At 73.0% G+C, this 12674-nt stretch carries 12 protein-coding genes; 8 read left to right on the forward strand and 4 right to left on the reverse strand.

Annotated elements, in window-relative coordinates:
- The first annotated feature begins 214 nt into the window (after positions 1-214).
- The 3 genes from FB563_RS03855 to FB563_RS03865 all read left to right on the forward strand — a co-directional run bounded on the left by FB563_RS03855 (position 215) and on the right by FB563_RS03865 (position 3680).
- Positions 215-988 (forward strand): DUF4142 domain-containing protein, encoded by a 774-nt coding sequence (locus tag FB563_RS03855; protein ID WP_142218463.1) that lies wholly within the window; start codon positions 215-217, stop codon positions 986-988.
- Between the two features lie 106 nt (positions 989-1094).
- Positions 1095-1874 (forward strand): TIGR04222 domain-containing membrane protein, encoded by a 780-nt coding sequence (locus FB563_RS03860; protein ID WP_055709747.1) that lies wholly within the window; start codon positions 1095-1097, stop codon positions 1872-1874.
- A gap of 168 nt (positions 1875-2042) precedes the next feature.
- Positions 2043-3680 (forward strand): alpha/beta hydrolase, encoded by a 1638-nt coding sequence (locus tag FB563_RS03865; protein ID WP_142218464.1) that lies wholly within the window; start codon positions 2043-2045, stop codon positions 3678-3680.
- A gap of 109 nt (positions 3681-3789) precedes the next feature.
- Here FB563_RS03865 and hemQ read toward each other — a convergent pair whose 3' ends face one another.
- Positions 3790-4521, reverse strand: a complete 732-nt coding sequence (gene hemQ, locus FB563_RS03870) for a hydrogen peroxide-dependent heme synthase (protein WP_055709804.1) — start codon at positions 4519-4521, stop codon at positions 3790-3792.
- Between the two features lie 5 nt (positions 4522-4526).
- Positions 4527-5981 (reverse strand): protoporphyrinogen oxidase, encoded by a 1455-nt coding sequence (hemG, locus tag FB563_RS03875; RefSeq protein ID WP_055709805.1) that lies wholly within the window; start codon positions 5979-5981, stop codon positions 4527-4529.
- Between the two features lie 179 nt (positions 5982-6160).
- Between hemG and FB563_RS03880 the strand changes: the two genes are divergently transcribed.
- Positions 6161-7129: a DUF4349 domain-containing protein gene (locus tag FB563_RS03880; protein WP_055709806.1), complete on the forward strand. Its 969-nt coding sequence runs from the start codon at positions 6161-6163 to the stop codon at positions 7127-7129.
- Between the two features lie 33 nt (positions 7130-7162).
- A complete protein-coding gene (locus tag FB563_RS03885; protein ID WP_199833009.1) occupies positions 7163-8551 on the forward strand; it encodes an FAD-dependent oxidoreductase in 1389 nt (462 codons plus the stop codon).
- Here FB563_RS03885 and FB563_RS03890 read toward each other — a convergent pair.
- A complete protein-coding gene (locus FB563_RS03890) occupies positions 8548-8817 on the reverse strand; it encodes a hypothetical protein (RefSeq protein ID WP_079049084.1) in 270 nt (89 codons plus the stop codon). The two genes, FB563_RS03885 and FB563_RS03890, sit on opposite strands and share 4 nt — an antisense overlap.
- 91 nt (positions 8818-8908) lie before the next feature.
- Here FB563_RS03890 and FB563_RS03895 point away from each other — a divergent pair, with 91 nt between their 5' ends.
- A complete protein-coding gene (locus FB563_RS03895) occupies positions 8909-9733 on the forward strand; it encodes a rhomboid family intramembrane serine protease (RefSeq protein ID WP_055709809.1) in 825 nt (274 codons plus the stop codon).
- A 1-nt stretch (position 9734) separates the two neighbouring features.
- On the opposite strand, the gene hemE is transcribed toward FB563_RS03895, so the two are convergent.
- A complete protein-coding gene (gene hemE / locus FB563_RS03900) occupies positions 9735-10775 on the reverse strand; it encodes a uroporphyrinogen decarboxylase (RefSeq protein WP_411573226.1) in 1041 nt (346 codons plus the stop codon).
- Positions 10776-10983: 208 nt separating this feature from the next.
- On the opposite strand from hemE, the gene FB563_RS03905 reads away from it, so the two are divergent.
- A complete protein-coding gene (locus FB563_RS03905) occupies positions 10984-11661 on the forward strand; it encodes a DUF3000 domain-containing protein (protein WP_079049085.1) in 678 nt (225 codons plus the stop codon).
- 280 nt (positions 11662-11941) lie between these two features.
- Positions 11942-12598 carry a response regulator transcription factor gene (locus FB563_RS03910; protein WP_055709811.1) on the forward strand — a complete coding sequence of 219 codons (657 nt, stop codon included), beginning with the start codon at positions 11942-11944 and terminating at the stop codon, positions 12596-12598.
- Positions 12599-12674 lie beyond the last annotated feature (76 nt).

Consider the following 12674-nt stretch of genomic DNA (forward strand, 5'->3'; position numbering starts at 1 on the left):
CGGCGCCGAGCGCCCGGTCAGGGCTGCGGGGCCGTGTCGATACGCGGCTCCGCCCCGTGGGCGCGACCAGCCCCGGCGTACCCACGGCCACCGACGCTCCGTAGCCCCGTCACGCCCATGCGTAGCCAGCCGAAATCCCGAACGGAGCCGAGTAATATGCCGCCCGCACCCCACCCCCCTGCACACTCGCGTGCGGTGCGCTACAGGAGGCGTCATGCGACCCCGACCCCCGATCAAGGGCCGAGGCATATTCAGCGGCACGGGCCTCGTCATCGCGGCCCTCGCGGCGACCGCGGCGGCGCTGCTCTGCCCGCTCTGGTTCTACGCCGACCGCCCGAGCCCGGCGTCCGGTGCGACCGTCCTGAGCGCCGAGACCGTGACGACCCCCTACGGCCCCCTGTCCGCGCAGGACCGGGACTTCATCACCAAGGTGCGGCTGGCCGGGCTCTGGGAGCTGCCGGCCGGCGAGCTGGCGGAGCGGAAGGGCACCACGGCGGCCGTCCGCACGGCGGGCCAGCACCTGGTCGACGGGCACACCTCGCTGGACGCCCATGTGCGCACCGTCGCCGCCCAGCTCGGCGTACCCCTGCCGAACGAGCCGAACGCACAGCAGCGGCAGTGGCTCGACACCCTGAGGACCGCGCAGGGACAGGACTTCGACCGGCAGTTCGCGGGCCTCGTCCGGCTGGCCCACGGCCGGGTGTTCGCCCTGGTCGCCGAGGTCCGGGCCGGCACCCAGAACTCCCTGGTACGCGACCTCGCCGACGACGCGAACGCGACCGTCCTGGACCACATCAGGGTGCTGGAGGCGACGGGATACGTCGACTTCGCCGCGCTCGCGCGAGACCTGGCCGCCTCCCCCACCCCCGTACCGACCCCGCCCGCGGTCGACCCCGGCGCGGCCGTGCCGGTCACCCCCTCGCCGGCCGAGTCGTACTCCATGCCGCCCGCCACCACCAGCCCGCCGCCGGTGACGAGCGGGTCCTGACACCCTGACCTGGGCGGGGAAACGGAACGTCACAGACCTCTAACACTGTGTCCATATGGTGAACAGGGCATGGCGTTCACCCAGGACTCTGGCATAGAAACACGTCATGTTCTGGGTCCTTCTCCTGCTCCTGGCCTGGGCTTTCGCCGGTACGGCGTGCACCCGGCTGTGCCTGGCGGCCGTCCGCGCGGCAGCCCTGGACGCGGATGCCGCGACGGCGGACCGGGAGCACGATCTGACGCTGTACGAGGCGGCCTTCCTCTCCGGCGGCCCGGCCCGGGTCGCCGATGTGACGATGGTCTCCATGGCCCGCCAGCGGCGCCTGCTGCTCGCGCACACCGGCTGGGCCACGGTGGTGGACCCCGAGGGCCGCGACGAGATGGAGCGGTCCGTCATAGGGGCCATAGGTCCCCAGGGGCAGTCGCGCATCGCCCCCGCGCGGGCCCGGGCGGCCGGCGCCGAGGCGGTACGGCGGCTCGCCGACCGGCTGGTGCGTGCCGGTCTCGCCGTCCCCGACGGCGCCGGCGCGACCGTGGGCGCCGCGGTCCGCCAGGTGCGCGCCGCCGCGGCGGCCGTGGCGGCGCTCGGGGTGAGCGCGCTGCTGCTGCCCATCCAGACCGGCACGCCCCGGCTCCTGGTCGGGCTCTGGTTCGCGCTGCCCCTCGCCCTGTCGCTGAGCTGCCTGGCCATCGCCCGGTTCGAGGTGCATCCGTACTCGCGCTGGGCCTCGCCGGCCGGGCAGCGGCTGCTGGGCGCGCTGGTGCGCAGGCCCGCCGGTGACGAGCGGTCGTTCCTGACCTCGGTCGCCGTACGCGGGGTCCGCGCGATCGGCGAGCCGCAGCTGCGCGCCGCCTTCACCCACCGCGACCAGCCCTGGCGGGAATGAGGGCGCCCGCGACGTCCCCTACGGGGGCGGCGAGGGGCGCATAGGGGGCATTGGCGGCGACACCGGCCGGATGGTGCTTGCCTTCACCGACCGCCAAACGAAATATCCCTTCTGTTGTCGCCGGGGCGTGGCCGCCGTGCCCTCGCCGCCGCACCGAAGGGATACGCGATGAGAGCTGCCGCCCTGTACTCGGCCGCCGGATCCTTGCTCCTGACCACTCTGGCCTTCGCCCCGGCGGGCGGTGCGGCCGGGGCGCCCGCCGTCCCCGGCACAGCCGAGCTGCGCGGCACCGAGGTGGCCGTGTCCCGCGCCCGGGCGGCCGGCATCGACTTCGGTGCGTGTGCGACCGCCGACGTGCCGAAGGCGCCGAGGGGGCTGCGGTGCGGCACGGTGACCGTCCCCCTCGACTACGCCCACCCGGACGGCACGCAGATCAAACTGACCGTCAGCCGGATGCCGGCGACGCAGAAGGACCCCCGCAACAGCAAGCGGAAGGTCCCCCGGCAGGGCGCCCTCGTCTACAACCCGGGCGGCCCGGGCGCCTCCAGCATGCTGTTCCCGCTGCTCGGCGCGCTCCCGCAGTGGCAGCGGATCGCCTCCGCCTACGACCTGGTCGGCTACTCCCCGCGCGGCGTGGGCCGCTCCGCGCCGCTGTCCTGCGAGGACCCGCAGCGCTTCGTCAAGGGGCCCACCGCGTCGCCGGCGCACCCCTCGGAGGGGTACAAGCGGCAGCGCATCGCCCAGGCGAAGGCGTACGCCCGCGGCTGCTCCCGGCGCGCCGGGAGCAGGCTGCGCTTCTACACCTCGCTGAACAACGCCCGGGACCTGGACGTGCTGCGGGCCGCGCTGGGCGAGGACCGGCTGACCTTCATGGGGGCGTCGTACGGCACCTACTTCGGCGCGCTGTACGCGACGATGTTCCCCTCGCACGTACGGCGCATGGTGCTGGACTCGGCGGTGGACCCCGCCCCGGAGAAGATCTGGTACCGGAACAACCTCGACCAGTCGGCGGCGTTCGAGGAGCGCTGGGCGGACTTCCGGGACTGGATCGCCCGCCACAACGACGTGTACAAGCTCGGTGACACCCCCGAGAAGGTGCAGCGCAGCTACGACACCGCCCGGGAGCGGCTGGCCGGGAAGGCGGCCGGCGAGAAGGTCGGTCCGGGCCAGCTGCAGAGCGCGTTCCTGCAGGCCGGGTACAGCGACACCTACTGGCCGAGCCGGGCCGCGGCTCTGTCGGCCTATCTGCACGGCGATCCGAAGCAACTGGTCCGGCTGGCCGCACCGGACGCGGCGGAGGCCGCGGAGGACGAGAACCTCAACGCGGTCTACACGGCCGTGGAGTGCAACGACGCGCCCTGGCCGACGGACTGGAAGGTCTGGGACCGGGACAACACCCGGCTTGCCCGGCTGGCACCGTTCGAGACCTGGGACAACGCGTGGATGAACCTGCCCTGCGCGTACTGGCGGGCTCCCCGGCAGCAGCCGCTGGACGTGCGCACGGGGCAGGGCGAACTGCCGACGGTGCTGATCCTGGCGGCCGAGCGGGACGCGGCGACGCCGTACCCGGGCGCGCTGGAGATGAACCGGCGGCTGGCGGGCTCGGCCCTGGTGACCGAGCGGGACGCGGGGACGCACGGGATCGGGGGCGGGCCCAACGTGTGCGTCAACGGGCACCTCGAGGCGTATCTGCTGGAGGGCCGGGTTTCCGGGCGGCGCGCTTCGTGCGCGCCGCACCGGTTGCCTCCGGCGGTCGGGCCGGGGAAAGAGACCAAGCGAGGCTCTCTGAAGAGTGGCCGGCGCTGAGTGCCCCTAATGGGGTGCCGCGTTGCCCCGTCGGGGGGCTGCGGGTCCGTTGTGGCTGATCGCGCAGTTCCCCGCGCCCCTTTCGGGGCGCTGCCCCTCAGGGAACTGGTCAGGCCAGGCCTGCCACCAGGTCCCCGATGTCCTTGCGGCGGCCCGTGAAGAACGGGATCTCCTCGCGGACGTGCCGGCGGGCCTCGGAGCCGCGCAGGTGGCGCATGAGGTCGACGATGCGGTGGAGCTCGTCGGCCTCGAAGGCCAGGATCCACTCGTAGTCGCCGAGGGAGAACGAGGCGACCGTGTTGGCGCGCACGTCCGGGTAGCCGCGGGCCATCTTGCCGTGGTCGGCGAGCATGCGGCGGCGGTCCTCGTCGGGCAGCAGGTACCAGTCGTAGGAGCGCACGAACGGGTAGACGCTGACGTAGTTGCGGGGCGTCTCGTCGGCGAGGAAGGCCGGGATGTGCGAGCGGTTGAACTCGGCCGGGCGGTGCAGCGCCATGTTCGACCAGACCGGCTCCAGCGCGCGGCCGAGCTTCGTACGGCGGAAGAGGTTGTACGCCTCCTGCAGCTGGTCGCTGGTCTCGGCGTGCCACCAGATCATCAGGTCGGCGTCGGCGCGCAGACCGGAGACGTCGTAGGTGCCGCGGATCGTCACGTCCTTGGCGGCGAGCTGGTCGAACAGTTCCTGGACCTCGTCGGCGTAACCCGCGCGGTCCTCCGGCAGCACGTCCTTGAGCTTGAAGACCGACCAGAGGGTGTAGCGGATGACCTCGTTGAGGTCCTTGGCCAGCTTGCCCTTGTTCGGGATCCTGCCGGACTCGGTGGTGGGGGCGTCGTCACTCATGGTCCCTATTCTCCCGCTCCGCCGTGGAGGCTCTGCACCGGGTTGGCCGTGAGCTCCCGGACTGCGCTCAGGTCGCCGCCGAGCTGGTCGACGGCCGCGTACGCGCTCGCGATGCACGCCGGGATGCCGACGCCGTCGTACTGCGCGCCGCACACCGCGAGGCCCGGCAGCTTGGCGACATGCTCGCGGATGCGGGCCACGCGCGCCTGATGCCCGACCGGGTACTGCGGCAGGCCGTCGGTCCAGCGGGTGACCCGGGTCTGCAGGGGCACGGCGTCCAGACCGGTGGCCTCCCGCAGGTCGCGCCGGGAGATCTCGACCAGGGCGGCGTCGTCCCGCTGGAGGATCTCCGTCTCACCGTGGCGGCCCACGGAGGTGCGCAGCACGACCACGTCCGGGTCCTCCTCGGCGATCCAGCCCCACTTGTGCGAGGCGAACGTGGACGCCTTGATGGTGCGGCCGTCGACGGGCGGGACCAGGAAGCCGCTGCCCTCGGGGAGACGCGCGTCCGCGCGGCGGTAGGCGAGGGTGACCAGCGCCATCGAGGCGTACTCGACGGCGGCCAGCTCGGCGGCGGCCTCCGGGGACTCGGCGCGCAGCAGCCGTGCGGCGGCCGGGGCGGGTACGGCGACGATCACCGCATCGGCGCTCAACACGCGGTCCCCGGCGGTGATCCGCCAGCCGCCGGAGGCCTCGCGGCGCAGCTCGGTGACCGGCGTGCCGGTCAGGATCTCGCCGCCGCGTGCCCGGACGGTGCCGGCGACCGCGAGCGGCAGGGTGCCGACGCCGCCCTCGATGCCCATGAAGACCGGGCCGGTCTGCTGGTTCGCGGCCGCCCTGGCCTGGATCTCGCGGACTCCCTCCGTGAGGGAGGTGTGGGTGCGGGCGGCCTGGAAGAGCTGGGGGACGGCCGAGCGCATCGAGATGCGGTAGGCGTCGCCCGCGTACACGCCGCCGAGCAGGGGCTCGACCAGTCGGTCGACCACCTCGCGGCCGAGGCGCGCGGCCACGAACTCCCCCACGGCCACATCGTCGCCGATCTCGGTGCGCGGCAGGTCGGCGTCGCGCTCGATACGGGCCACACCCTCGTCGGAGAGCACGCCGGAGAGCGCGGCGGCGGTGCCGGGGACGCCCATCACATGGCCCTTGGGCATGGGGCGCAGGGCGCCGCGGGTCCAGATCGAGGCGGTCGCGGTGGCCGGTGGCTGGAGCCGCTCGGCCAGGCCCACCTCGCGGGCGAGAGCCACGGCCTCGGGGCGGCGGGCGAGCATCGACTCGGCGCCCAGGTCGACCCGCACGCCCGCGATCTCGCCGGGCAGCAGCTTGCCGCCGACCCGGTCCGCGGCCTCCAGCACGGTCACGCGGGTGCCGCGCCCGAGCAGCCGGTGGGCGGCGGCCAGCCCGGCGACACCGGCTCCGATGACGACGACATGCCCGGTACACGTACCCGTTGCGTTCATGTCCCCCACTCTCTCAGACCCCCCTGACACTCCCGCCGGGGCCCGGGGCCACCGCGCCGGCGGCCCGTTGTCCGCGCCGAGTCCGGACCGTGACCGCTCCGGAACCGCACGGCACCAACGTTTCGGCGCCCCCCGGCGTCGAAGGAGCGTCATCGCTGTCGGCCACGGGGGTACCGCCCATGCGCACATCACGTTCCGCACGACCCGCACGCCCGGTCCGGGCCCTGGCGGGGATCCTGCTCGCCGTATCCCTCGCCCTCGCCGGGTGCAGCAGTGCCGGTGACTCCGGCAGCGGCGCCTCGGCGAAGGGCGCGGCGAAGGGCGCCGACGCGGCCGCCGGACCGGGCACGGCCGACAGCACGAAGCCGGCTCCGAAGACTCCCCGGCTCGCCCAGAGCGCGATCATCCGCACGGCGTCCCTCACCCTCCAGGTGAAGGACGTCCCCAAGGCCCTGGACCAGGCCCGGACCACCGCGGAGGACGCGGGCGGTTACGTCGGCAGGGAGAGCACGGGCCGGGACGCCGACGGCCATGAGCACACCCAGGTGGTGCTGCGCGTGCCGAGCGCGCGGTACGACACCGTGCTGGCCGGGCTCCAGGGCACGGGCAGGCTGATCGACCGCACGGCCAAGGCCGAGGACGTCACCGACCAGGTCGTCGACGTGGACAGCCGGGTCAAGTCGCAACGAGCCAGCGTGGACCGGATCCGCGCACTGATGGACCGGGCGACCAGGCTGAGCGATGTCGTCGCGCTGGAAGGCGAGTTGAGCACCCGTCAGGCCGACCTGGAGTCGCTGCTGGCCCAGCAGGCGTCCCTGAAGGACCGCACGAGCTTCGCCACCATCACGCTGTCGCTGTCCGAGACGCCGGTGAGGAAGGCGGCCGGTGACCACTCCCCCGGCGTCGTCGACGCCCTGTCGGGCGGCTGGCACGTGTTCGTGACCATCCTGCGCTGGATCGTCCTTGCGCTCGGCGCCGCCCTGCCGTTCCTGGCGTGCGCGGCCCTGGTGACGTTGCTGTGGCTGCGGGTCGTACGGCCGCGGCTGCCGCGCCGGGCGGAGCCCGCGCCCGCGATGACCACGCTGGGCCCGCTGCCGTCGGCCCGCCCGGCGCCGGAACCCTCCGAGGAGCGGCCGGAGAGGGACTGAAATGCCCACGCCCCGTAGCGTGTTCCCATGAGCATGGGCGACGTACGGGGCGGGACGGAACGACTGGTCGTGATCGGCGGTGACGCCGCGGGCATGTCCGCGGCGTCACAGGCACGCCGGCTGAAGGGGCCCGGAGAGCTGGAGATCGTGGCCTTCGAACGCGGCCACTTCACCTCCTTCTCGGCGTGCGGCATCCCGTACTGGGTGGGCGGCGACGTCCCCGAACGCGACGCCCTGATCGCCCGTGCCCCCGAGGAGCACCGGGCGCGCGGGATCGATCTGCGGCTGCGCACCGAGGTCACGGAGATCGACGTGGCCGGACAGCGGGTACGCGCGCGTGACGTCGATTCCGGTGCCGAGTCCTGGACGTCGTACGACCGGCTCGTCATCGCGACCGGCGCCCGCCCGGTCCGCCCCGACCTGCCCGGCGCGGACGCCCCCGGGGTGCACGGCGTGCAGACCCTGGACGACGGCCAGGCCCTGCTGGACACGCTGGCACGCACGCGTGGCCGCCGTGCGGTGGTCGTCGGCGCCGGCTACATCGGCGTGGAGATGGCGGAGGCGCTGATCAACCGCGGTTTCGAGGTGACGGTCGTCAACCGCGGCAGGGAGCCGATGTCGACGCTCGACCCGGACATGGGCCGCCTGGTGCACCGGGCCATGGAGGGCCTCGGCATCACCATGGTCAACGACGCCGAGGTCACCAAGATCCTCACCGGAGACGACGGCCGGGCCTGCGCGGTGGCCACGGAGGACGCCGAGTACCCGGCGGACGTGGTGGTCCTCGGCATCGGGGTCCGCCCCGAGACCGCTCTCGCCGAGGCCGCGGGGCTCCCCCTCGGCGCCCATGGCGGCCTGCTCACCGACCTCGCGATGCGGGTGCGCGGCCACGGGAACATCTGGGCGGGCGGCGACTGTGTGGAGGTGCTGAACCTGGTCTCCGGCCAGGACCAGTACGTCCCGCTGGGCACTCACGCCAACAAGCACGGCCAGGTCATCGGCACCAACGCCGGCGGCGGTTACGCCACGTTCCCGGGTGTGGTCGGCACGGCGGTCAGCAAGGTGTGCGACCTGGAGATCGCCCGCACCGGTCTGCGCGAGAAGGACGCCGACCGGGTGGGCCTGCGGTACGAGACGGTCACCATCGAGTCCACCAGCCGCGCCGGCTACTACCCCGGCGCCTCCCCGATGACGGTCAAGATGCTCGCCGAACGCCGTACGGGCCGGCTGCTCGGCGTCCAGATCGTCGGCAGGGAGGGCGCGGCCAAGCGGGTCGACATCGCCGCGGTGGCGCTGACCGCGCGGATGACGGTGGAACAGATGACGGCCCTGGACCTGGGCTACGCCCCGCCTTTCTCACCGGTGTGGGACCCGGTCCTGGTGGCGGCGAGAAAGGCGACGGCGAAGGTACGCGTTTCCTAGGCCGTTCCGCTGATGCGTGGCAGAGCGGAGACCGCGGCCGGTGGTTGCTCCCCGGCGGGTTTCGCGTGTGTCGCCGTCGGACGGGTGGACCGCAGCCGGTAGCTCACCGCTTCGTCCAGCGTCACGGGCCGCTGCATCTGCGAGGCGAGCCGCCCCGCTTCCTGGCCGAGGCGTGCGACGTCCTCCCAGGGGAGGCGTACGGTCAGAGAGATCTCCGCCTCGCCGTCGGGCAGAGCGTGCATCGGAGGAGTCATTCGTTCACTCATCGCCTGTCCTCACGTCGGTTGAGAACAGATACGCAGACCCGCCCGGCGCCGTTCACCGATTCGCCCGGCGCATCCCGGGCACTACTTCTGTGTGGTCATACCCGTCCATGACGTGAACCCGGTGCGCCGCACCCCCTGGGTGACGTACGCCCTCATCGCCGCGAACGTCCTGGTGTTCGTCGGCATGCCCGGCACAGCAGGTTCCGTGGCCGGCGGCAGCGACCTGGCGCAGCTGTGCCATCTGCAGGCCTTCATGGACCACTACGCGGCGGTGCCCAGGGAGCTGATCCACCATCAGATGCCGGGGCTGGTCCCGACGGGCGGCGTCGGTGTGGGCCCGCGCGGCCCGGGCTGCGTGGTGGCGCCGCCGAGCTACGACAAGTCGCCGCCGCTGTCGGTCCTCACGGCGATGTTCCTGCACGGCAGCTGGCTGCACCTGCTCGGCAACATGCTCTTCCTGCTGATCTTCGGCAACAACGTCGAGGACCGGATGGGCCACATCCGCTTCCTCCTCTTCTACGTCGTCTGCGGTTACGCGGCCGGATACGGTTTCGCGCTGCTCAACGACACCTCGGGCGACCCGCTGATCGGCGCGTCCGGCGCGATCGCGGGGGTGCTCGGCGCCTACATCGTGCTGTGGCCGAGGGCGCGGGTGTGGGTCCTCGTGCCGTTCCTGGTCTTCCTGCCGCTCCGGCTGCCCGCCTGGCTGGTGCTGGGCCTCTGGTTCGCGCTGCAGGCGGTGTACTCGTCCGGGCACGCGGTCACCGGCGCGGGCACCGTGGCGTACGCGGCGCACGTGGTCGGCTTCCTGGCCGGCATGCTGCTCGCCTGGCCGCTCAAGCCCGGCACGCCGCCCCCGCCGGAGCCGCGCGGCCTGCTGTTCGGCAGGCGGGCGCGGCCCCGTTACACGTGGTGAGTCAGCGTGCGGTGGCGGTGTGGACGTAGTCCGCGAGCCGGGTCAGCGCGTCCGGGTCGGTGTTCGGCATGACGCCGTGGCCGAGGTTGAAGACATGGCCCTCCAGGCCGGCGGCCGCGTCCAGCACCTCGCGGGTCCGGGCCTCGACGGTGTCCTTGTCGGTGAACAGGACCGTCGGGTCGAGGTTGCCCTGGAGCGCCTTGCCGGGGCCGACGCGGCGCTGCGCCTCGTCCAGCGGGACGCGCCAGTCGACACCGACGACGTCCGCGCCGGCCTCGCCCATGAGCTTCAGCAGTTCACCGGAGCCGACACCGAAGTGGATGCGCGGGACGCCGTAGCCGGAGACGGCCTCGAAGACCTTCGCGGAGGCGGGCATGACCGAGCGCCGGTAGTCCGCCGGGGCGAGGGCGCCGACCCAGGAGTCGAACAGCTGGACCGCGCTCGCGCCGGCCTCGATCTGCACCTTCAGGAAGGCGGCCGTGAGGTCGGCGAGGCGGTCCAGCAGGTCGGCCCACAGCTCGGGGTCGCCGTACATCATCGCCTTGGCGTTCTCGAACGTGCGCGAGGGACCGCCCTCGACCAGGTAGCTCGCGAGGGTGAAAGGCGCGCCCGCGAAACCGATCAGCGGGGTGCTGCCCAGCTCCTTGGTCAGCAGGCCGATCGCCTCGGTGACGTAGGGGACGTCCTCGGGGGTGAGGTCGCGCAGCCGGGCCAGGTCGGCGCGGGTGCGGATGGGGTCGTCGACGACCGGGCCGACGCCCGGCTTGATGTCGAGGCCGAGGCCGATCGCCTTCAGCGGGACGACGATGTCGCTGTAGTAGATCGCCGCGTCCACGTGGTGCCGGCGCACCGGCTGCAGCGTGATCTCGGTGACCAGCTCGGGCCGCGTGCAGGACTCCAGCATCGGGATGCCCTCGCGCACCTTGAGGTACTCGGGCAGGGAGCGGCCGGCCTGGCGCATGAACCACACCGGGGTGTGCGGCACGGGTTCGCGCCTGCACGCCTTGAGGAAGGCGCTGTCGTACGTCGCTGTCGGCTGCATGCTGGTGTTGGCGGTCACGGGCCCAGTTTCGCATGCCACGGGATCGGCTCTCGCCCGGTGTCACGGTCGCCGCGGGGCGGGGCCGCCGGGCCGCGGTGCCGGCGCGGTCCGGGCAAGCCCTCGGGCGCCTCCGCACGGCGCGACTGCCCGCGTCCACCTGCTGTGTCTTGCCCTGCACAAAGCCGCGCTTCCCCTTACTCTTCCCGGCATGGCTGCGGCTCACGGACGAATGTCGGACAGCGCTGACGGAATGGACGACGTGAAGGACACCGAGGAGGCGGACCGGCACTCCGGTGATCCGGGCCCGCCGGCGTTCCGGGCCGCGGTCGACGCCCTGCGCAGCAGCCGGCTGCGGCCGCAGGTCGAGGTGGAGCCCACGCCGGCCCCGCAGCGGCTCGCTCCGTACGCGTACGCGCTGGAGGCCGTGGTGGTCGACGGCGAGCAGGAGCTGGCCGACGGACGACTGGTGCTGCTGCACGACCCGGCGGGCCACGACGCCTGGCAGGGGACCTTCCGGCTGGTGACGCTGGTGCGCGCGGAGCTGGAGGCGGAGATGGCCACCGATCCGCTGCTGCCCGAGGTGTGCTGGTCGTGGCTGACCGGGGCGCTGCAGGCGCGCGGGCTCGGCTACGGCGAGCCGAGCGGGACGATCACGCGCGCGAGCTCGCACTACTTCGGCGGGCTGGCCGAGCGGCCGGCGGCCTCGCAGATCGAGATCCGGGCGTCCTGGACGCCCCGCGAGGGTCTCGGCGGAGTGCCGGACACGGCGTCCCACCTGGCCTCCTGGTGCGATCTGCTGGCCCAGGTCGCCGGGCTGCCGCCGGCCGGTCCGGGCGATGCCTCGGTGGTGACGCTGCCGCAGCGCAGGGGCCCGCAGTCACGGTGACCGAAGCGGTCGTACCGGCGGTTTCATCCGCATGGGCGCCTTATTGACCATCTCTTTGTCGATACGGCCACTTTCCGACCCCGAATGGCATCCGCTCGAACCGATTCGATCTTCGGATGATCGATCGCGTGTCCGAATTGCACAGATTGTTACTCACTAGATCGTGATCATTCTCTAAAGGCGGACGAGTTTGCTGCCGAAGACGACTGTGACCTTGAAAGCACGGTTCGTCCCGGCTTCCTCCCCAAAGCCGGCCCCGTCCCCCCACCCAGGAGGCCTGGTGTCCGTTCTCCTCGAGCAGCCCGCAAGCCTGGTCGCCTACCGCCCGAACAAGCCGACCGCCATGGTGGTCGTGGCCGACCCGCGCGTCCGTTCCACCGTCACCCGCCATCTGTGGGCCCTCGGAGTGCGCGATGTCATCGAGGCCTCGTCCATCGCGGAGGCTCGTCCCCGCATCGGCAACCCGCGCGACATCTGCGTCGCCGACGTCCACCTGCCCGACGGCTCGGGCCTGACCCTGCTGTCCGAGACCCGCGCCGCGGGCTGGCCCAACGGGCTGGCGCTGTCCGCCGCCGACGACATCGGCGCGGTGCGCAACGCCCTGGCCGGCGGGGTCAAGGGGTACGTCGTCACCGGCACCCGCACCAACCTCGGCCTGCCCACCCGGCCCGGCGCCGCTCCCCTCGGCGCCGCCCGGATGCACCGCCGCCCCCCGGGTGCCCCGAGCCACCCGGGCGGCTACCGCGAGCTGTCCGGCCGCGAGGTGGAGGTGCTGCGGCTGGTCGCGGAGGGCCAGTCGAACAAGGCGATCGGCGTCTCCATGGGCCTGTCCGCCCTGACCGTCAAGAGCCACCTCGCCCGCATCGCGCGCAAGCTGGGCACGGGCGACCGGGCCGGCATGGTGGCCGTGGCCCTGCGCACGGGGATCATCCACTGAGCCGGCCGGCGAACGGTTCACTCGCGTGAACCGCAGCTTTCACCGACCTGACTGGTTTACGACCCTCCGGCGCCCG

The organism is Streptomyces puniciscabiei (assembly GCF_006715785.1).
In the GTDB taxonomy this organism is placed as follows: domain Bacteria; phylum Actinomycetota; class Actinomycetes; order Streptomycetales; family Streptomycetaceae; genus Streptomyces; species Streptomyces puniciscabiei.